This is a genomic window from Catenibacterium sp. AM22-6LB (genome assembly GCF_003435615.1).
GTDB lineage: Bacteria > Bacillota_I > Bacilli_A > Erysipelotrichales > Coprobacillaceae > Catenibacterium > Catenibacterium mitsuoka_A.
Genome location: NZ_QTUM01000030.1, coordinates 1 through 20405, shown reverse-complemented (window position 1 = coordinate 20405; position 20405 = coordinate 1). Strand labels below are relative to the sequence as shown.

Genomic DNA, 20405 nt, shown 5'->3' with positions numbered 1-20405 from the left:
TAAGAAATACAACCACTAACATACCAAAAGAGACTAATGTTTTGTACTTTACACTACAATAGAAAAACAAGATACAAAGTACAGTAATCAAGAAACTCATAAGTAACATCATGAGACTTTTTGATTGTCTTCTTAATTCAAAGAAAATAAGAAGCTGTAACGCGATGGAAATTATGAAATATAAGTCATTATAATTCATAAGCGTATCCCCTCTCTTTTTTCTTATTATATACCAAGCAATAAAAAAAGGCCTTATAAAGGCCTCTTTTACATTAAATATGTAATGGATCGTTGTTTACACCATAAACCTTTTTATCTTTTGTAGTTGCTACATAATATACTGCGCTATCTTCAGGTTTATAGTAAACTTCTAAAGTTTCAAGAGTGTTAAGCTTGATTCCGTTAGCTTTGATATCTTCTTTAACTAATTTTTCGATATCAGACACATTAACATCTTTATTCATGAACTGTACTTCAATTTTTGTTTTCATGTTTGTATCCTCCATTTCCTAGTATGATAAAAACCACCTTTAATATATCACTTTTCCTTTTACAATCAACCATTTTTTCTTGAAAATATCAACTATTTTCACCATTTATACATTTATATGTAAAATAGTAACTGTTTTTATGCTTGTCATATATAAACAAAATAACCAAAGTAATGATCATCAAAATAAGACCATAGAGTAAATACACAAGAAGTAATCCTATCAGACTTGAATCAAACATCATACCTGGTACAACAACTAATGCCTGAATAAATGAAACACTTGATGTACCAATACGTTTAAAGGCTGCCTGAACAGAGAATGCACATGAAGCATATTGCGCAAACAACAATACAAGAATATCTATTAAAGGAATAATAATCTTTGCCTTTTGATCTATATAGTGTCCTAGCTTCTTATAACCAATAAAGCTAAGCAATGATAATAGTATTGCATCTAGACAGATGATATAACCAAGGTTATAACCAAAAGCCCATATAATACCTCCAATGACTGCACCAATAAAAGCACCAAGTATTCCAAGTGGTGAAGCAGTGTGTTTGGTAATACGTTCATGTTTTTCAAAGCAGTCAGAACATAATATATCTATTTCATCATCTAATAAATATACATTTAATGGTTTGCTTTGATGACAGCGATGACATTGTGGTGACTGATTAATTTCTTTCTTAAGCGTTAAGATAATATTCTCTAACTCTTCTTTTTTAATACGCTTAGATAAAACAAGTCCTGCACCTTTCTCATTAGAATATATACGTTCTACATCATCTCTTTTAATAAAGAGTTGTTCTAGTATATCTCTTTGATGCTTACTATCTTCTGTGGTCAATAATAAAGCTATTTTATGATGAGGTAATACCTGTAGTAAAAGATAGAAATGATCCTGAGTATAGTAATAATAATCTTTTTTAGGGGTTGGTTTAAAACCAATAGTTGTGAGTTCTTTTATCTTCATGACATACTCCTGTTAAAAAAAGAGAGAGTAATTCTCATTACTCCCCTTATTCTGATGCTGAATTTTTAGCTCTATAAGCTCTCTTACGATCAAGTTCAGAAAGATATTTCTTTCTTAAACGGATATTGTTTGGAGTGACTTCTACTAATTCATCTTCATTAATATAGTCAAGACAAGCTTCTAGGTTGAAGTGTCTAGGTCTCTTTAATACAACTGTAGTATCTTTTGTAGATGAACGTGTATTTGTCTGCTGTTTACCCTTAGTAACATTTACTACTAAGTCATTGTCCTTAGCATGTTCCCCAACAATCATACCTTCGTATACTTCCACACCAGGACCAACAAACATCACACCACGGCTTTCTACACCACCAAGTGCATAAGCTGTAGTCTGTCCTGTTTCAATAGAAATAAGAACACCTAACTGTCTTTCACCTACTGCTTCACCTTCTAATGGGCGATATTCTAAGAATGAGTGGTTAATAATACCATAACCCTTAGTCATTGTTAAGAAGTTAGTCATGAAACCAATTAAACCTCTAGAAGGTACAATGTAATGAACCTTAGTCATACCATCCATAGAATCCATGTTTTCCATGATACCTCTTCTTAAACCTAATGATTCAATAACTGAACCAATACAATCATCTGGTGCTTCGATTTCTACATCTTCATATGGTTCACATGTCACACCATCGATTTCCTTTAAGATAACATGAGGTCTAGATACCTGTAATTCATATCCTTCTCTTCTCATTGTTTCAATTAAGATAGATAAGTGTAATTCACCACGACCACTTACCATCCATTCTTCTTTATTCTGAATACGTTCTACTTTTAAAGATACATCCTTGTTTGTTTCTTTGAATAAACGTTCTTCAATCTTAGATGCAGTCACAAACTTACCATCCTGACCAGCAAATGGTGAAGTGTTTGTACCAAAGATCATCTGGATTGTTGGTTCATCTACATGAAGTAATGGTAATGCTTCTTCACAGCTTGGTTCACAGATTGTTTCACCAACACCAATGTCGGCTAAACCTGCAACGGCTACGATATCACCAGCACTTGCTTCTTCTACTTCAAATCTATGCATACCTAAATAACTAAATAGTTTCTGAACACGGAACTGTGTCTTAGAACCATCTGCTCTTAAACATACAACATTTTCATTTACTTTAATAGAACCTCTCTGAATTCTACCAATACCAATTCTTCCTACATAATCATTGTAGTCTAATAAAGCTGGCTGTAACTGTAAACCACCTTCAACATCTACTGCTGGTGCAGGAATTTCATTGATAATCATATCGAATAAACAGTCCATATTAGGAACCTGAGTACTAATATCAGGATCTAATGAGCTTGTACCATTTAATGCTGAAACGAAAACAGTTGGGAAATCAAGCTGATTATCATCAGCACCTAATTCCATAAATAATTCAAGAACTTCATCCATAACTTCCTGAATTCTTACAACTGGACGGTCAACCTTGTTGATAACAACGATAGGTTTAACATGAGCAGCTAATGCCTTCTTTAATACGAAACGAGTCTGAGGCATTGTACCTTCATAAGCATCAACTACAAGTAAAACACCATCCACCATATGCATGATACGTTCTACTTCTCCACCAAAGTCAGCATGGCCTGGTGTATCCATGATGTTGATCTTATAGTCTTTATAATGAATAGCTGTATTCTTTGCTAAAATAGTAATACCACGTTCTCTTTCTAAAGCGTTACTATCCATAGCACGTTCAGCTAGTTCTTCGTGTGCTTCAAGTGTTCCAGATTTCTTAATAAGCTGGTCAACCAATGTTGTTTTACCATGGTCAACGTGAGCAATAATCGCTATATTTCTAATATTCATAATCGCACCTCTTTCAATTTTTAGATTATATCATAGTTCGTCTTCATTTCAATAAAGAATAGTTTTCAAGATGAGAAAATTTATTAAATATTGAATAATTCAACTCTTTTTCAAAAAAGAACAGGCTTACATAACCTGTTCTGTTAAGAATTTATAAGTTGTAGAAAGAACTTCATGAATATGATCCGCATTATCATAATTATGAGATGCACCAACAACTGGATGGAAGATCATCTGCTTACCAAATAGTTTTGTATATTTCTCACTGATTGCATAAGGTACTGTTTTATCTTCTGTGCCATGAATGACTAATAAATCATTCTTATATGTGTCTAAGTTCTTATAGAAATCTCTTTGAAGCATATCCTTTACAAAAGCATCACTGATTTCAAATCCACTATGATCATAGATAGGTGCTTCTTTTACTGTTCCTGTAAGATAGTCCAAGGAATCTGGTAAACTGAAGGCAGGAGCCCATAATACAAGTTTTTTAATATCTTCAGGATAAAGTTTTGCAAGTTCACTCGCAATTGCACCACCCATAGAATGTCCTAAAACATAGATATCAGTGACTTGAGGCATCTTCTTTAATTCTTCTAATAGAATACGTGCACATGATAATTCATCATCAAATGTCATTTCTTTAAAAGTAAGATCCGATTCACCACTGCCTAGAAAATCCATTCTTAAAGTACCAACACCCTGTGCTTCTAATAAACGTGATAAAGAAACATAAGAGAACTTAGTTCCTGTACATTGTCCTGTAAAACCATGGAATATTAATAATACAGGGAATTCTTTTCTATGGGGCACATGAAAGAATCCTCTCATAACACCCTTAGGTGTCGCAATTTCACAATACTGCTGCATAATTAATCCTCCTCTACAAGTGAAATCATTCTCTTCACTTTTTCTTTATCTACATAATCATAATTAATGCCATTATAGCTAAATGATACATGATCATTGGCTGTAGTAGGATCTGCTCTCCAATTCTTACATGAAGAATGAACCTGATGAATACCTGTATAGTGAATAATATCTACAACATTTGTTTCATTAATACCAGAACCTGCCAATATTTCTATTTGATTGCCATACTTCTCCTGCAGTTCCTTAATAAGCTGAACTCCTTCACTCACAGTAGACTTCATGCCACTTGTAAGTACTCTATCCACACCTAATTCAATTAATCTATGAATTGTTGCATCTGGATCGTCACATACATCAAAGGCCCTATGAAATACTGCAGTCTTACCATAACTATGAATAATAGAGACCATTTCACTTGTGCGTGCACTATTGATTTTACCATCAGGATCTAAGAACCCAAACGCAATACCATCAGCCCCGTGTTCTAATAGTTCTTCTGCTTCAATAATCATCTGTTCAGATTGTAATTCATTATATACAAATCCTGCACCTCTGGGTCTTACCATGCAAATAACTTCTAGATCTGTATTATTCTTAATAAGTTCCAATGATGCAATAGTAGGTGTTAATCCACCTAACGCTAATGCACTATTTAATTCAATTCTTTTCGCACCACCATGATATGCATTCATTGCATCCTCATAGCTGCCACAGCATACTTCTAACTTATTCACTCACTTCTACCTCTACTTCATACTGTTCTTGATCTACAGTCATATAAATAAGATCTTTAATGGCTTTCTTCACTTTAGTTTCAGTCTTTTCTAAAAACTGATTCTTGATTGCTTCTTTTTCTACTTTCTTCTTCTGTTCTTTTGCGAAAGTCTTATAGTCTGTAATAGAAATCTGATTAAAGATATTCTTTGTTTCATCATAAACCTTAATAGAATTCTCATCGATTTCATTAGATAAGATCTTTACTGCAGATGTTTTCACAACAATCTTATTATCTGTTTTTTCTACCTGTACATCAGAGAGATCCACACCTGCTTTCATCTTACCTTCATAAGTGATTAAGAAAGACTTCTGTGTTAAAGGAACAGTCCAGCCATTAAACTTTAATGAATTAGAGAACTTCCCTACTTTTGTATAATCATATTCAGATACAGCTAATTCATTAATATCTCTTATTTTCTGTGTTAAAGCTGTTGAAGTGATTTCTTCTTTAGCTGGTGTACTACGTCCTCCAAAGTACATACCACCCATAAATACAACAATAACTAACACAATAATGACTATAATTGATCTTAAATTAAACTTGTTTTTCATTTTCATCACCAACTAGATTATAACAGATAAGAAAAAATATATACAGTTTGTTTTATAGTCTAGATGATTTGACAACGAATACAATAAATGATAGTTTTTAAGTAGGTGATGAAAATGAATTACGATAATGTACATATTTCTAGATGGGAAGAAATACCAGATTTTCCACTCTATATAGATCAGGTTGTATCTATTATAGAAAAGAGTTTGTCTTTCTTAAAAAATAATGATGACGCTATTATCACAAAAACAATGATCAATAATTATGTCAAACATAAGCTAGTAAAAGCACCTATAAAGAAGAAATATGAAAGAGAACAGATTGCTTATTTCACATTAATTTGTTTATTAAAGTCTGTCTTTTCATTAGATGAGATTTCTAAGCTTATTCAATTACAACAGAGTCAGAAAGAATTATCTGAATTCTATAATATGTATTGTGATGTATTTGAGCGTGTCCTTAAGACAAATCATTTAGACTCAGAACTACCAGACATATATAATAAATGTATCTTAAGTTCTGTCTATAAAATCAAGGTATCTAATAATCTTCTTGGTGAAGCAACAATGGAAGAAGCATTAAAAAAGGATTGAGTTTATTCTAATGGTATTAAGTTAAGTGACTAAATGCCAAAGAACCTCCTCTATTTGAAATTACTCTTTCCTACTAAATATAAAATTACATTTATAACCGTATTCAGTCTTGATTTTATAGGTTTATTGTTAGGCCTATTTATAAGAGATTTTTCTTTTTTCATAATAGTTTGCGCTAGTTTATTATTCAAAGTTATAATTCATCTTGCTTCATCAAGAACTGTATTAAAACAATTAATGAATAAGCAAATAGAACGATACAACAAAGATGTAATATATTTTGATTTATACTTTGATGAAGATAAACTTTACGCGAAAGTAGACTCATCACCGAATGAAGATCCTATAAAATACAAAGATTTAAAGAAAATTAACGAAACAAATGATATTGTATTTTTTCTAAGTAATGCAGGCTTTAAAACCTATTTTGAAAAGAAAAATGCCAGCAATAAAGATATTGAGAGATTACATGCATTTTTTGATAAGCAGAACATCCCTTGGAGAAAATCAATTTTATAGATGATAAGAGTAAAGTAATTATAAAAGCCAATATAATAATGAAATAAAAGGGGCATGTGCTCGTATGACTTTACAATTGATGTATAAATATCTTTTATATATTTCAACTTTGTGTTCTTTAGAAAACTTGCTTTTTCTTTCCAAAAGAAAAACTTCCTTAGCAAACCATTGGTATTAAGTTAAGCGACTAAATGCCAAAGAACCTCCTTTATTTGAAATTGAGGAGGCTTTTTTTACCAAACTGTTGACAGGTGATAAAAATTGTGCGGCTAGAAATGAATATTCATTCATTTCTAGCCCTTTTTAGTAGATGTGTCGTAAGCGCCAAATAAAATAGTGTATTTAAAAAAGTCGATTGAATTGATACAATAATCAATTTAGTCGGCTTTTATTTCAAATTCTTCTTTTATTTCTTCACTCCATGGTAAGAACCAGTCCAGTCTTTCTGGATTTTCAACCAAATCTTGCTGTGGTAAATAATCCAGGATAAATTCAATATAGTCATATGGATCAAGCCTGTTGGCTTTAGCTGTTTCAATTAGACTGAATACTGCTGCACTTGCTTCAGCTCCTTTAGTAGAAGTTGAAAACAGCCAGTTCTTTCGGCCAACTGTAAATGGTCTGATTGTACGTTCATCTAATGAATTTGTCATAGGTACAAGAACATCTTCTAAAAATGAACGCAATCCAGCCTCGTAATTCAAGGCATATTGTATAGCCTTTCCTATCTTAGAAGCTGTTAACACCTTGTTTTGATTATCTTTACACCATGAAAAGAAGTCATCAACTAATGGCTTTGATCTTTCTTGGCGTATCTTGACTTTATCTTCAGGTGGGAATGTATCAATTTCCTTTTCTATCGCAAATAGCTTGGCTATTTTCTTAAGACCTGTATAAGACAGTGTATCTGAGGCACCTGAACTGCTGGGTGTTATTTCTCTAGCTTCGGATTCATCTCTAGGCCATTTGAATCTGCTATTTTCCAGTCTCTTGTAAAGGAGCACGAAGCCGTCACCCTCCCAGTACAGTGTCTTCATCACTCTCGCATTTCTTCCACAGAACAGAAATACCGAATTTGAAAAGGGATCAAGTCTGAACTGCGTTGTGACAAGTGCACTAAGACCATCAATCTGTTTCCTCATGTCTGTATAGCCTACAGCTATATAGATATGCTCAGCCTTGGAGATGTCACCTAACATAATAGTGCACCTATGATGTTAGTTACAGTTCCTATATTTGTATCACAAGGAAATTCTATACGAACATCTCCTTTAGTTATAACTATGTTCTGTTTATCAAATGTGCTCTGATCAACAGAGACAAATGATGGAGCCTTTACAGCTCCCTGATTCAATTGCCATCTTTCGCAACTTTTTAAGCCAGCAGTAGTAGGTCTGCTCACATATGTTGTTCTGCCTGCTTCTGACAGGAAGTCCACTTTTCCTGCACTCCTTTATTCTTTCAATCCACTGTCTGGTCTTGATATCGTCATTAATGCTTTGAATATCCATGATTTCACCATCCTCTATATAGTAAATTTAGTGCTAAAATTACTATATAGAGTGAATTCAGTGGCTAAAAACACTATATATAGCAAATTTAGTATCTAAAAACACTTTAATTATCTAATATGATGAGGTTTATTTCTATCCACTATATTATTTGGCGCTTACTTTTAATCTACAACAAATTTACTTTAATTATGTATTTGAAACTTCTGGCACGATTACTTCCATTATTAATAAACCTTCACTAAGCAATGAAACATTATCATTTTATAATTTATAACTGTCAATCCATCTTACAAATAATGCGTTTTCGACTTGATACACATCTACATGGTGACTATCCTCTAACCAAACTACATTTTCAACATATATTTTATCACTTCTAAAATCTATATTTACACTATCAATGTTAAATGATGATTTATTAAAGAAAGAGTAAACAAAAATAACCACAAAAGATAACAGTCCTATTCCAATTCCTGATAAAATAATTTGAAAAAATTTTATAATGGAATTTTTTTGTGCTTTTAATATATCAATTGATATAAAAGTAATAGGTATAAAAAATAAATCTATTAAGAGAACTATATTTATTAATATACTAATGAACGGATGAAAGTAGACAAATTTGTCTAGTCTAGAGTTAATAAGATATTCTATCAAAACAATACTCAATGATACAATATACCACACTAAAGTTCTTTTTTTATTATTCATATGACTAAAATAAGCAATTATTTCTTTAAAAACTTTCATCTAAAATTCCCTCCTAAAATTTGTATCATTAATTTTTTTGTGAATTATTATATCATACTAAATAAAAAAGGCAATATAAATATATATTTTACATTGCCTGTCTAAAGTCCCGTCTTTTGTTTCTTTTTAAAGTGGAATTTAACTTTTCACTTTAGGTTTACATTGCCTGACTTTTTCCTGATTTTTCACTTAATCTAAACATGAATATACGTAATTATTGAACGCTGTATGAGCAGCAGTAAATGCTTCGTCACTTACAGTAGTCTTATTAAGTAATAGTCTAAATGTACTTACTGGCTCAACATTTTGATTTAAATAATCAGATTGATTTTTAAAACTCGAATAATTACCATATACCCTTGTTATCCATAATTGCGTTCTTTCAGATGAATAGGTTCCTCCATATTCTGTATTCATAAAATAATTATAGAATAAATCTGTAATTTTCATAGAACTATTAGATAATAAACTTCTTGCTAAATTGATACCATCAATATCAGCAATATAGTCTTCCATACTAAATGATGTGTCTGGAGCAAATAAATTGTTATTTGCATACTCTTGATACATTATATTTTTATTCTTTTCCACATATGTTTCTATATCCTTTGCAAAAGTTGTAAGATCTCCCATCCAACCACTAAATAAGTCAATAAAAGTATCCAATCCTTCATTTTCGGTATCAATAAAAACATGTATATTTGATTGTAGTGTTGCTGCTAAGTGATTAAAATCATAATAGCATTGTGTTGATGGATCTTTAAATTTAGGAATATCACTTCCCAATGTAGACTCTACTAAATCACAAAAATCATTATCAATTTCTCCTGCCACTAAATTCCATTGAATATTACTTGCTTCTCCAGCAACACTATTACTTGTTCCAAACCAATTTCCTCCATAATTTCCAAGTTTTCTAAAATACTGTAAAACTAAAGAATTACTTTCTGAAATATTATGACAATAATTGTAAGCCAAATCATAAATAGAAGTTAAATAATTATAAAATTTATTAATTCCTGGTAAGACAACTTTACTAATTCCTATATCTTTTCCTGAGACTCCTACTTTATCAATTCTTACAGTTCCATTTCCAGAACCAATAGTAATATCTGTACAAAATTGATCAAAACACCAATCACCTGGAATATTAAATCCTAAATTGCCACTAAATCCATATGAAGCATCTGAAACAAAAAATTTATTAATTTTTAAATCAGAATTATCATGCAATTTATTACATACATTTCTTGTTCCATATACGCCTATTCTATATTTTCTGGCATTTGATGCTAATATTCCTTTAAAATAAGGTATAATATTTGATTGAATAATATCATCAGTAGGATCAAAATCAACTGCAAAATAAATAGTTGACGATGTTGAAAAACCATATTCCCTAGCTGCTACATATGCTTTTTCCCCGTCATTTTTACCTGATGTTCTTGTAAATTTACCTGCAGCATCACCAGATTCTTGGAAAATTGCAAATAACTTTAATCCTGCGTTTAGGATATTATCAATTTCACTTACAGTTAAGCATTTATCCAATGTTCCTCCAGGTGTATTTGTTAAATATCTTCCTACATATTGATAACCAGCATTTTTAATGGTATGTATTTGCGCAGTTGTTAATTTAGTTGCTGTATCGCATCCTAACGCTGATCTATCAGTATCGCCATTACTGCTTAATAAAGACTTAATAACTGTGTAATTAACTCTATTATTAGGTTTTATTAATTTCAAATGATCACAGAATGCTTCAAGAACATAATCTAAAGAAGAATCATATGTTGAAGATAATACATTTATGTAATAACCATTACATACTGTTGCATATCTAATAAGTTTTATAATATTATCTGTATCTCCAATACCAAAGCTTTGTGCTTTACATAATGAAGTTGTTTTAGTCCCCCATGTTCCTGTAGCACTACTTTTAGAAATTCCTAATTCTTTTTGTAAAGCATAAATCAACATTTTATTCATATCACGATTATATAATCCATCACAAGGACAAATTTGATAATAATTATAATAATCATAATTCAATCGCTGTTGAATTGTTCTGATTTCCTCAGTACCTCCTGCCAAGCAGGTGAAGGCGCTCATATCTAATAATGCTTTCATAAAATCTCTTTGCATATTTCCTGAAGCTGATGGAAATCCTGCATCAGTTTTTAATTGTTTGACTGCATTATATGTTCCATTTCCATAATATCCTGTAAATCCTCCTGGATTGTATCCTTTACACCATAAACCGCCTTGCACAATATAAACTAGATTCCCTTCTGACCCTTGAGCAATTGTCGGACACAAAGAATAAGTTGTAGGTCCAAAACTATTACTTGTTTCTTGAATCCCTAATTCAATTTGTAACGCTCGTCTTAATGCATAAATTGTACTCCATCCTGTTTTTCCATCTTCTGTAATTTTGTTATATCTACTATCATTTCCATATGTTTTGTTCAACCATTGTTGAACTTGTAAAACTCTTTCATCTGCCATTATTACTATCCTCCTATGTTGTTACTACTTTCTGTAGAATTTATACCGGTATTCTTTCTACATTTTTATCATACATTCATTCAAAAGCACCATTGTGCCTTTCGCATTTCATTAATATAAACTATTTAATGAAATTGCTCCTGTCACTTTACCGTTTACTCCAATTACTACTCTATCTCCTTTGACTTGAATCACTTCATATTGATTTTTAAATACAAAATTTGCTATTGACTGACCATCATACCACTTTGAACCAGTCTTGACACGCACACTATCTCCAACGTTTAAACTACTAGTTTTGTTTTTTACCTTATAAAAAGTACTAATCACACCATGATCATAACTACAGTCCAAAAACTTTGAATCTATTCCTTTTATATCTTTTAAAGCTCCCTTTTTGGCATTAGAAGTAAACTGATGCAATAATACATTTCCAAAAGGATTGTATTGAATCTTATTGTCCCAATTATTGTACCCATTGTTTAGCCCATAATTAGCAATCCATAATGTCCATGCGGAAAAACCACTATTTGTAAGCTTATTTTTAAACCAATCCTGATTCGCATATATTCCAGCAGAATAACCTGCTCCTTCAATAACATCACAAAATGATTTAGCAATCTTATAATACATTTCATTACTCAAACTGCCCTGATAATCAGAATATTCAATATCATAATAAATAATACATACCTGATAATTCCTGCATGCCTGCAAAGCTAAATATGCTTCTCTTTTAGCTTCATATTCGTTTCTAGCATAACAAAAATGATAAGCAAATAATGGAATGCCTAACTCATTTGCTTGTCTCGCATTATTGTTCCACTGCTTGTCTATATTTCCAGAACTCCATCCATAAGAACATCTAGCTACAACACCAGAAATAGACTCCTTTGCCTTGCTTAAATCTACTTTCCCGTTATGATATGAAATATCTATAATATAATTACTCATTGTTTTCTACTATGCTTTCTATGTTTTGTGAGGCTACTTCCAGGCCTTTAACAAGAATCTGTGGCACATCAAATCCAGCTTCTACAAGATTTTCCAGAATACTACGATACTCATTAATAATTAACGAAATTAAAACATACCAGCCTAAAAACGTTAATATCGCCAAATCAATGTGAATTATCTTTCCTAATTCTTCAAAACATACTGGAATTATAAAAGACAATAAAACTAATATCCATTGAGCTACTTTCTTTGCAATTCCTTTCAATCCTGCCATTGAATTTTCTTTATTATTTATTCTTGATTTTATCCATCCTGTTAGTGTATCAAGAACATTTAATAGTAATAGCACCATAAATAAAATCCAATGTTTATCCATAGCAATTGTAAGAATAGATAATATAATCGAATACACTTTATCTATATTTCTAATAAACTTGTTCATTATTCAGTTTTCTCACTTTGTTAATAATACTCTTATATTTTCTTACAATAGAACTATGATTGGCATATCCCACATGAATAGAAATAAGATCAAATGTTTTATTCTCAAAATTACGCAAAGCAATAATTTCAAGCTCACCTGGTAATAATTCTTTTAACCAATAATTAACTTTAGAGACAATATGTGAGTAGAACATATATTCATTCTTTTTGTGGTCATTCAACTCTTTAAACTTAATTGCTTGGTTTAAATTATCCAAATGTACTTTAGCAATAGAGTAGAAGTTTAGAGTAAGTTCAATTTCTTCGTTAGAATAAATCATTGCCTACTTACTCCTCTTCTTATAAATTGTAAAACGTTTTACGTATGTATTATATTATATCTAATCGACACAATTGTGCTTTTGTGATTATTGTGATTTATCAAATTAATTATTTTAGTTTATTACAGCTCTAAGTTCATTATATTTAAACATATCATTCTGATAGTTAATCAAAAAAACATTTCACTAGATGAGTCAATTTGATACTTCCGTAAAATATGAGTTCAAGTTGATATACCAATGGAAGTCTTAAATAACTATTCTGAATACAAGCACAGCTAGGATCATGAAATGACCATCCTTAGTCAGAATGAATAATCAATCGAAATAGAAAATCATAATTTGTAATATATATCATCAATATTTGGTGTAGTTGAAACTTATCTATGTTAAAATTAATATATTATGAATAGCGAGGTATCTAAAAATGGAAATATTAACTGTTAAAAACAATAAAATGGATTATTCAACTTTCAAAAAAATCATCATTCTATTCTTTCCTACTAAATATAAAATTACATTTATAACCGTATTCAGTCTTGATTTTATAGGTTTATTGTTAGGCCTATTTATAAGAGACTTTTCTTTTTTTTGTAATAGTTAGCGTTATTTTATTATTGGAAGTTAAAATTCATCTTACTGTATCAAGAACTGGATTAAAACAATTAATGAACCAGCAAATAGAACGATACAACAAAGATGTAATATATTTTGATTTATACTTTGATGAAGATAAACTTTACGCAAAAGTAGACTCATCATCGAATGAAGCTCCTATAAAATACAAAGATTTAAAGAAAATTAACGAAACAAATGATATTGTATTTTTTACAAGTAATGCAGGCTTTAAAATCTATTTTGAAAAGAAAAATGCCAGCAATGAAGATATTGAGAAATTACATGCATTTTTTGATAAGCAGAACATCAAATGGAGAAAATCAATTTTATAGATGATAAGGGTAAAGTAATTATAAAAGCCAATATAATAATGAAATAAAAGGGGCATGTGCTCGTATGACTTTACAATTGATGTATAAATATCTTTTATATATTTCAACTTTGTGTTCTTTAAAAAACTTGCTTTTTCTTCCCAAAAGAAAAACCTCCTTAGCAAACCAATGGTATTAAGTTAAGCGACTAAATGTCAAAGAACCTCCTCTATCTTATCCGAAAGCCAGATGGTTGCTTGATCCATTCATTATATAGTATGCATCTGAATTCATAAGTTAATGCCAGTCTGTTTTTTCTTACATTTTTGACATATGATGATTTGGATAATAACTTGATTTCTTCATCAGTAAATTTCTTTGATTTTGACATAGTAAAATTTAAGCAACAAAACAAAAAATGATACCCACAGGAGGGGTATCACAACTGTCAGGTTGTTGTCCTCCTTATGGGTACCATTTTATTTGTAGCTGACACCTTAACTTAATTACCCGATGATATTAGTTTTCTTTAACTTAATACCATTTGAGTTTATTCAATCCTTTTTACTTATCACCAAAGATGACATTCATATATTTTTCTTCGTTCGTTAGAATACGGATGATTGTCACTGTATCATGATCATATTTATAGAAAATACTATATTTTCCTGCAATGACATAATAAAGATCTGTTGTCCATCCAGTTCTATTAGATAGCTGACCACCTATTTCAGGGTGTGTTTTTAATACAGCACATAGTTTTACAATCTTTGGATTCAAACGCATAGGGTTTCTTAAATCAGCACGTGCTTGTCTTGTATATCTTAGATTCATAGTTCAATTCCAAATTCTTTTAAGATATCTTCTTCAGAAATGCTATCATCTGCAGGTGCTTTTTCACCTTTATCTAATTCAATCATTAACTGAGAGATTGCCTGTTCTCTTAATGCCTGCTTACTATTTGCAGTTACTAAGAAAGGCATCCCTTCTACATTAATAGACTGCTGAATAAATGCATTAATAGCATCAGTAAGTGTCATACCACACTGTGCATAGATTCCTTCTACCTGTGCTTTGATTTCTGGATTAATACGCATCTGAAAAGTGCTTGTTTTGGGTGCTGTAGCCACTGTTAGTGTTGTTTTTTTCATAGTTCATAAACTCCTTCTCAACTATTATAAACATCACTCAATTAACAGTCAACACATTGTATATACAGAAAACAAATAAAGAAAAAACTGATCAGAAATGAAATCATTTCATCACAGTTTCTTAATTAACGCTTTTTAGATTTATGTCTAGGTTTCTTAACAGCTTTTCTAGCACGAGGAGATTTCTTAACTACTTCTTTTAGTTCTTCTTTCTTCTCTTCTACTACCTTTACTGTATCTTCTACAGCTGCTTTTACTTCTTCTTTCTTTGTTTCCACAACTGCTTTAACTGGTTCTTTAGTTTCTTCAACCTTCTTAGTCACAGCTTTTACGGTCTTTTTAACCGGTTCTTTTTTCTTTTCTACAGTCTTAACAGTTTCTTCTATAACTGTTTTTACAGGTTCCTTAACTTCTTCAACCTTCTTAGCTACAGCCTTTACTGTCTTCTTTACCGGTTCCTTCACTGCTTCCTTTACAGGCTCTTTTACTTTTTCTACCTTTTTAGCCACAGCTTTCACTGTCTTCTTTACTGCTTTCTTAGGTGCAGCCTTTTTCTTCTTATGTGCAATAATCGCCTTAGTAATTTCATTTAACTTCGCTTTAGTCTTAGCACGGAAAATAAATACATGGTTACCTTCAGCCTGTGCAAGAACCTGAGGAATATCTGCTTCAATCTTGATATATTCTCTATACTTATCAGCTACTTCTGCATCAGATAATTCATAATCAATACCAAGACGTCTTCCTACATAACCTACATAATACTTTCTTTCAATTTCATAGAAACAAGTATTATAGATCATCATATCTGCCCAAATAGTATATGTATCTACATCATAAGCATAGTTCATCATATCAGGAATAAAAGCACCTGGTGCTCTCATATTCACTTCTAGAGGAACTAAATCACCTTTTCTACCTAATCCTGGTTTATCTTCAGATAACTTAATGAATTCAAAATGGAAGAAACGGCTTCTTGTATCAAATGCTTTAACAACCTTTTCACCAATTTCATAAATAGGTTTACCTTCTACAGGCTCAGAATGGAAATAGATATCAGATGCATCATTGACTGTATCCATAATAGAAGTATCCATAAAATGACTTGTAGAGAATAAAATATTCTTATCCTTATCAGTCACACCTTCAAATGTTACAACATCACCAGGCACAAAATCTTCTAGAATATAATCAATATAATCCTGTTTATGATTATAGAAGTCTTTTAATTCTTCATCATCTTTTAATTTATAAGTATGAGTTGCTCCTACACCATTATCTGGCTTTACAATCACTGGATAACCATTCTTTTTAGTAAACTCTAAAGCTTCATCAAGAGTATCTAACTTAATATAGTCAGCCACCTTTAAACCAGCACTCTTATATACTTCCTTCATAGCTGATTTAAATTTCATACAGCGCATATCCTGAATCTGTGGACCAGTAGTCACATTAAAGTCTCTTCTTAATGTTGCTTCTAGTTCTAGCCAGTATTCATTTTCTGATTCAATCCAGTCAATCTTACCATAATGACTAGAGAAATAAGCACATGCACGATATACTTCATCATAGTTTTCTAAAGAGCCTACATAGTAATATTCAGTCAATGAATTCTTTGTGTCATCACTGATCATATCATATGGGCAATCTCCAACACCTAATACATTCACACCACGATCTTTTAAACGTGAACAGAAATTATGATAATATTCTGGAAAATGTGGTGATATAAATACGACATTCATCTATTCTTCTCCTCCTAGATTACTCTCTTTACAAAATATGGGAACTGTACTCTCCACCAATCCCAATCATGGTTTACATCATATCCCCAGAAATCAATCCATGCTGGAATATTCTTATATTCTAATAGCTCTTTCATTCTACTAGTTGAACGAACCATTTCATCTTCCCATGCACCCTGGCCGCAGCATAATACGATACGACGTTTTCTATACATTTCTACATATGGGTGATCATAACTCATACCTTCAATATATTTAATAGGACTATTACGATAAACATTATCATCCACATAATCATGGAAGAATAAATCACTATCATAATATCCACTTAATGCGATACATCCACTAAAGATATCCGGTCTTCTAAATAAGAAATTAGCTGCATGTGATGCACCTAATGAACATCCTGTAGTATAAATACCCTTTGCATGTGTACCACACATCGCATTAATGTCAATAATTCTAGGTACTAATTCATCTACAATATAATGATAATATTGTTCCAACATATGTGAACGAGATCCAACATCATGACCGCCTTCTTCACTCCATGTTTCTAAATCAATACTATCACAGCAGAATAATTGTATATTCCCATTATCAATAAGGTCTTCTACTGTAGCGACCATACCATTGTTTTCAAAATCAAAAAATCTACCATTCTGTGTTGGAAATACAAGTATAGGTGTTCCTGCATGTCCATACACCTTATATTCCATATCTCTTTCAAGACATGGACTGTACTCTTTATAATATTCTACCTTCATTCCCAAAACCTCCTTTGCCTTTGCCCATTATATCACATTTAATAGACAATTCACTTATTTATCGGTATTTCCTATATACTCCTTTAATTCTTTAGGAATATGCCTAGCACCTCTTATAGCTCTTAATTGATATGTCTTAAGTACTTCCAATGGATAAAGAGTAGGATCATATGTTTTTAGACGTTTAAGAAGCATACTTGTTTCATTACTTTCTACTACCTGACACTTATACATAATTGCAGAATAAGGAGCACCATAATAGATATACACAATTGCGTCTTGATGAATATTCCCTTTTTGATGCCATTGTATATAGTCACTTTGATTAAATGCCTTTATTAAGTCAAAACGTTTAGGAGACGCAGGAATAACCCAATCTTCACATATCACAGTAGTCTGATAGCTTTGATCAACAAGAGACATGATATCTTCATCACTCAATGTTTCATCTAATAGTATACTGATCCAATGTTTCTTATTCATGTGAAAAGCTGGATAGATAGAAGGATGATTCACTGTATCTATAGGAACCTTAATATTCAAACACTCTATTTCTCCCTGTTTATCACAAAACTTAGAATAATCTGTATGCACAATAAGTCCAAACCACTTATCATTATTTCTAAATACAAATGAATCACCCTTAGTAAAAGGATGATCCGGAAGAACATGATACTTTTCTTCAATAAGATGCATCAAACGTTTAGATTGAGGAAAAACAAAATAATCATATACAAAACAATGATTTAATATGTCCTCAATACAGTCTTCATATGCAGTTCTTACTTTTTGTACAAACTTTCCCTGCTTACCTACTAAATGAATATTTGTATATTCTTCATCTGTATCAGAATCATAAACCTTAGCCTCTAATATATCATTTATTATTACTTCAATCCTGAAATCACCATCTAGTATATTTTTCTTATATATATAATTATGCCCCTGTTTATTAAATCCATAATCAGTAAGTTTATTCTCATCACAATGATAACGTCTATAATCCTTCATCATATACCTCCAAAGAATGCCTTACATATCAATTTTAATATTCTTTACTTTCTGTTTCGCTTCTTCTTTCATATGAGGAATAGTCAGATTAGGAAAACCATGCTTCTCTACTAACTTATTTGTATAATCCTTTAAACGATAAACAGAAAAATCATGTCTTTCTTTTTTGCCCGTTAAAGTATAGTAATTCACAAGTGGTGTGAATACCACATTCTTAATTTTCTTTTTTTCTATATCAAAAGAAAGCATACCTTCTAATTGACATGATTCTTCCAACATGCCACTTACAAAATTGCCTAAACTATAAGCAACTAATGTACGCTTACCATCCGCTCTTTGAATATATTCTACATCCTGTAGTGTATGTGTATGTGTTCCAATAATCACATCTGCACCTGCATCTGCAAGTTGCTTAGCCATATTCTTCTGGAATGTATTAGGATGATAATCATACTCAATACCCCAATGGCAGGATACTATCACAATATCCGCATTCTCTCTTGCTTTCTTCATATTCTCCATCATAGTGGATTCCTGAAAATTAATCATATAAGGTAACTGTTTCTGATAAGTCACACCATTCACATATTGATTAAAAGATAGAAATGCAATCTTAATGCCATTCTTTTCTACTATCTTAATATTCTGTTTCTCTTCTTCATTCTCATAGAGTCCTAAATAAGTCATCTGAGGATGTTTATTAAATACCTGAATGGAATGTAATATGCCAGATGCCCCTTGATCATATGCATGATTGGTAGCACCATTCACTATATTAAATCCTACCTTTTCTAACTCATCTGCCACACTATCAGGTGCACTAAAGAGAGGATAACCAGAAGGTTTCCCTCCCCCTAATATCGTTTCCTGATTCACAAAACAATAATCCGCCTGGATATACTTCTTAATATTCTTATAATAGTTTGAAAAGTCATAACCACTAGAAGTCTTGGCTTCATCAAGCATACATTGATGATAGAGATTATCTCCTACAGCAACAAAAGAAACACTTGGTGTCTCTTTCTTTACTTCTTCTTTAGGAGGTGTACTACATCCTGAAAGAAGTAACATAACTGCAAGAAGAAATTTATATTTCATGAATTATTTAGTCGTTGATCCAAATCCACCATTACGTGTTTCAGTGGCATCATCATCTTCAGTAATACCATATGTCATGAAGATTCCCTGGGCAATACCCTGACCAGCCTGAACATCAACTACTTTACCTTCATTTGAATCATTTGTCATCTTAATAAAAATATGACCTTCATTATCTGAATAGAAATAATCACTATCAATAACACCTACAGTATTATTTAACTGTAGACGATATTTAAATCCCAAACCACTTCTAGGATAAATCATTAATACCCATCTTTCATTCATTTCACAGCGGATTCCTGTAGGAATCTTTACTGTTTCTCCAGGTTCTAGATGTATATCAATAGGTGTATAAAAATCATATCCTGCAGATCCTTTAGTTGCACGACGTGGAAGCTTAATCGCATCATAGATGTCCTTTACATCTTCCCTTTCCATTCCTGTTTGAAATTGTTCATAAGATACTTTATAAAATTTAGCGCTATTCATTCCAATCTGCCACTCAAAATGTGATTAAATATACTCACATCGAGATAATGTAAGTTCTCACGAA

At 31.5% G+C, this 20405-nt stretch carries 23 protein-coding genes; 3 read left to right on the top strand and 20 right to left on the bottom strand.

Annotated elements, in window-relative coordinates; translation table 11 throughout:
• Positions 1-272: 272 nt before the first annotated feature.
• From DW269_RS07695 to DW269_RS07670, 6 genes are all read right to left on the bottom strand, one after another.
• Positions 273-491 (bottom strand): DUF6465 family protein, encoded by a 219-nt coding sequence (locus DW269_RS07695; RefSeq protein WP_022425172.1) that lies wholly within the window; start codon positions 489-491, stop codon positions 273-275.
• Positions 492-579: 88 nt separating this feature from the next.
• Entirely contained in the window at positions 580-1467 is an 888-nt protein-coding gene (locus DW269_RS07690) for an FUSC family protein (RefSeq protein WP_117459242.1), read from the bottom strand.
• A 46-nt stretch (positions 1468-1513) separates the two neighbouring features.
• Positions 1514-3340, bottom strand: coding sequence for a translational GTPase TypA (gene typA, locus DW269_RS07685; protein WP_117459241.1), 1827 nt, complete (start codon positions 3338-3340; stop codon positions 1514-1516).
• A 126-nt stretch (positions 3341-3466) separates the two neighbouring features.
• Positions 3467-4210, bottom strand: coding sequence for an alpha/beta hydrolase (locus tag DW269_RS07680; protein WP_117459240.1), 744 nt, complete (start codon positions 4208-4210; stop codon positions 3467-3469).
• Between the two features lie 2 nt (positions 4211-4212).
• Positions 4213-4947 (bottom strand): copper homeostasis protein CutC, encoded by a 735-nt coding sequence (locus tag DW269_RS07675; protein ID WP_117459239.1) that lies wholly within the window; start codon positions 4945-4947, stop codon positions 4213-4215.
• Complete coding sequence (locus tag DW269_RS07670; protein WP_230310153.1) at positions 4940-5542, bottom strand: DUF4230 domain-containing protein; 603 nt, start codon at positions 5540-5542, stop codon at positions 4940-4942. Before DW269_RS07670 ends, DW269_RS07675 begins: the two co-directional genes overlap by 8 nt.
• Before the next feature lie 114 nt (positions 5543-5656).
• Here DW269_RS07670 and DW269_RS07665 point away from each other — a divergent pair, with 114 nt between their 5' ends.
• Positions 5657-6136 (top strand): DUF1836 domain-containing protein, encoded by a 480-nt coding sequence (locus DW269_RS07665; RefSeq protein WP_230310152.1) that lies wholly within the window; start codon positions 5657-5659, stop codon positions 6134-6136.
• Positions 6137-6169: 33 nt separating this feature from the next.
• Positions 6170-6655: a hypothetical protein gene (locus DW269_RS07660; RefSeq protein ID WP_187012956.1), complete on the top strand. Its 486-nt coding sequence runs from the start codon at positions 6170-6172 to the stop codon at positions 6653-6655.
• Between the two features lie 377 nt (positions 6656-7032).
• Here the strand turns inward: DW269_RS07660 and tnpB are convergent, their stop codons facing one another.
• The 7 genes from tnpB to DW269_RS07625 form a co-directional block, all read right to left on the bottom strand.
• Positions 7033-7854 carry an IS66 family insertion sequence element accessory protein TnpB gene (gene tnpB / locus DW269_RS13210; protein WP_117459236.1) on the bottom strand — a complete coding sequence of 274 codons (822 nt, stop codon included), beginning with the start codon at positions 7852-7854 and terminating at the stop codon, positions 7033-7035.
• Entirely contained in the window at positions 7848-8093 is a 246-nt protein-coding gene (locus DW269_RS07650) for a hypothetical protein (RefSeq protein ID WP_022425181.1), read from the bottom strand. The genes tnpB and DW269_RS07650 overlap by 7 nt, the downstream gene beginning before the upstream one ends.
• A gap of 337 nt (positions 8094-8430) precedes the next feature.
• A complete protein-coding gene (locus tag DW269_RS07645) occupies positions 8431-8919 on the bottom strand; it encodes a hypothetical protein (RefSeq protein ID WP_022425182.1) in 489 nt (162 codons plus the stop codon).
• Positions 8920-9108: 189 nt separating this feature from the next.
• Complete coding sequence (locus tag DW269_RS07640) at positions 9109-11427, bottom strand: glycoside hydrolase domain-containing protein (protein ID WP_117459235.1); 2319 nt, start codon at positions 11425-11427, stop codon at positions 9109-9111.
• A 111-nt stretch (positions 11428-11538) separates the two neighbouring features.
• Positions 11539-12381: a GH25 family lysozyme gene (locus DW269_RS07635; protein WP_117459234.1), complete on the bottom strand. Its 843-nt coding sequence runs from the start codon at positions 12379-12381 to the stop codon at positions 11539-11541.
• On the bottom strand, positions 12374-12826 hold the full coding sequence (locus DW269_RS07630; RefSeq protein WP_117459233.1) for a phage holin family protein: 453 nt from the start codon (positions 12824-12826) through the stop codon (positions 12374-12376). The genes DW269_RS07635 and DW269_RS07630 overlap by 8 nt, the downstream gene beginning before the upstream one ends.
• Positions 12810-13148 (bottom strand): hypothetical protein, encoded by a 339-nt coding sequence (locus DW269_RS07625; protein WP_117459232.1) that lies wholly within the window; start codon positions 13146-13148, stop codon positions 12810-12812. The genes DW269_RS07630 and DW269_RS07625 overlap by 17 nt, the downstream gene beginning before the upstream one ends.
• A 617-nt stretch (positions 13149-13765) precedes the next feature.
• Here DW269_RS07625 and DW269_RS12965 point away from each other — a divergent pair.
• Complete coding sequence (locus DW269_RS12965) at positions 13766-14098, top strand: hypothetical protein (RefSeq protein ID WP_230310051.1); 333 nt, start codon at positions 13766-13768, stop codon at positions 14096-14098.
• 543 nt (positions 14099-14641) lie between these two features.
• Here the strand turns inward: DW269_RS12965 and DW269_RS07615 are convergent.
• The 7 genes from DW269_RS07615 to DW269_RS07585 form a co-directional block, all read right to left on the bottom strand.
• Positions 14642-14911 (bottom strand): type II toxin-antitoxin system RelE/ParE family toxin, encoded by a 270-nt coding sequence (locus DW269_RS07615; protein ID WP_006505231.1) that lies wholly within the window; start codon positions 14909-14911, stop codon positions 14642-14644.
• Positions 14908-15228 (bottom strand): type II toxin-antitoxin system RelB/DinJ family antitoxin, encoded by a 321-nt coding sequence (locus DW269_RS07610; protein ID WP_022425189.1) that lies wholly within the window; start codon positions 15226-15228, stop codon positions 14908-14910. The genes DW269_RS07615 and DW269_RS07610 overlap by 4 nt, the downstream gene beginning before the upstream one ends.
• Positions 15229-15353: 125 nt before the next feature.
• Entirely contained in the window at positions 15354-16973 is a 1620-nt protein-coding gene (locus tag DW269_RS07605; RefSeq protein ID WP_117459231.1) for an acetyl-CoA carboxylase biotin carboxylase subunit family protein, read from the bottom strand.
• A 14-nt stretch (positions 16974-16987) separates the two neighbouring features.
• A complete protein-coding gene (locus DW269_RS07600; protein ID WP_117459230.1) occupies positions 16988-17740 on the bottom strand; it encodes an esterase family protein in 753 nt (250 codons plus the stop codon).
• A gap of 54 nt (positions 17741-17794) precedes the next feature.
• The gene (locus DW269_RS07595) at positions 17795-18751 is read right to left on the bottom strand and encodes an MmcQ/YjbR family DNA-binding protein (protein WP_158546337.1); all 957 of its coding nucleotides are present in this window, start codon (positions 18749-18751) and stop codon (positions 17795-17797) included.
• A gap of 21 nt (positions 18752-18772) precedes the next feature.
• Entirely contained in the window at positions 18773-19849 is a 1077-nt protein-coding gene (locus DW269_RS07590; RefSeq protein ID WP_117459228.1) for a CapA family protein, read from the bottom strand.
• A gap of 3 nt (positions 19850-19852) precedes the next feature.
• Positions 19853-20341 carry a dUTP diphosphatase gene (locus DW269_RS07585; RefSeq protein ID WP_117459227.1) on the bottom strand — a complete coding sequence of 163 codons (489 nt, stop codon included), beginning with the start codon at positions 20339-20341 and terminating at the stop codon, positions 19853-19855.
• Between the last annotated feature and the right edge of the window lie 64 nt (positions 20342-20405).

What these genes read in the sequence shown, in the direction of transcription:
- DW269_RS07680 (WP_117459240.1), bottom strand. Translation starts at nt 4,210, where the DNA reads ATGCAGCAGTATTGTGAAATTGCGACACCTAAGGGTGTTATGAGAGGA.
- DW269_RS07670 (WP_230310153.1), bottom strand. Translation starts at nt 5,542, where the DNA reads ATGAAAAACAAGTTTAATTTAAGATCAATTATAGTCATTATTGTGTTA.
- DW269_RS07695 (WP_022425172.1), bottom strand. Translation starts at nt 491, where the DNA reads ATGAAAACAAAAATTGAAGTACAGTTCATGAATAAAGATGTTAATGTG.
- DW269_RS07600 (WP_117459230.1), bottom strand. Translation starts at nt 17,740, where the DNA reads ATGAAGGTAGAATATTATAAAGAGTACAGTCCATGTCTTGAAAGAGAT.
- DW269_RS07660 (WP_187012956.1), top strand. Translation starts at nt 6,170, where the DNA reads ATGCCAAAGAACCTCCTCTATTTGAAATTACTCTTTCCTACTAAATAT.
- DW269_RS07645 (WP_022425182.1), bottom strand. Translation starts at nt 8,919, where the DNA reads ATGAAAGTTTTTAAAGAAATAATTGCTTATTTTAGTCATATGAATAAT.
- DW269_RS07585 (WP_117459227.1), bottom strand. Translation starts at nt 20,341, where the DNA reads ATGAATAGCGCTAAATTTTATAAAGTATCTTATGAACAATTTCAAACA.
- DW269_RS07615 (WP_006505231.1), bottom strand. Translation starts at nt 14,911, where the DNA reads ATGAATCTAAGATATACAAGACAAGCACGTGCTGATTTAAGAAACCCT.
- DW269_RS07610 (WP_022425189.1), bottom strand. Translation starts at nt 15,228, where the DNA reads ATGAAAAAAACAACACTAACAGTGGCTACAGCACCCAAAACAAGCACT.
- DW269_RS07590 (WP_117459228.1), bottom strand. Translation starts at nt 19,849, where the DNA reads ATGAAATATAAATTTCTTCTTGCAGTTATGTTACTTCTTTCAGGATGT.
- DW269_RS07665 (WP_230310152.1), top strand. Translation starts at nt 5,657, where the DNA reads ATGAATTACGATAATGTACATATTTCTAGATGGGAAGAAATACCAGAT.
- DW269_RS07595 (WP_158546337.1), bottom strand. Translation starts at nt 18,751, where the DNA reads ATGAAGGATTATAGACGTTATCATTGTGATGAGAATAAACTTACTGAT.
- tnpB (WP_117459236.1), bottom strand. Translation starts at nt 7,854, where the DNA reads ATGTTAGGTGACATCTCCAAGGCTGAGCATATCTATATAGCTGTAGGC.
- DW269_RS07630 (WP_117459233.1), bottom strand. Translation starts at nt 12,826, where the DNA reads ATGAACAAGTTTATTAGAAATATAGATAAAGTGTATTCGATTATATTA.
- DW269_RS07640 (WP_117459235.1), bottom strand. Translation starts at nt 11,427, where the DNA reads ATGGCAGATGAAAGAGTTTTACAAGTTCAACAATGGTTGAACAAAACA.
- DW269_RS07690 (WP_117459242.1), bottom strand. Translation starts at nt 1,467, where the DNA reads ATGAAGATAAAAGAACTCACAACTATTGGTTTTAAACCAACCCCTAAA.
- DW269_RS07635 (WP_117459234.1), bottom strand. Translation starts at nt 12,381, where the DNA reads ATGAGTAATTATATTATAGATATTTCATATCATAACGGGAAAGTAGAT.
- DW269_RS07605 (WP_117459231.1), bottom strand. Translation starts at nt 16,973, where the DNA reads ATGAATGTCGTATTTATATCACCACATTTTCCAGAATATTATCATAAT.
- DW269_RS07625 (WP_117459232.1), bottom strand. Translation starts at nt 13,148, where the DNA reads ATGATTTATTCTAACGAAGAAATTGAACTTACTCTAAACTTCTACTCT.
- typA (WP_117459241.1), bottom strand. Translation starts at nt 3,340, where the DNA reads ATGAATATTAGAAATATAGCGATTATTGCTCACGTTGACCATGGTAAA.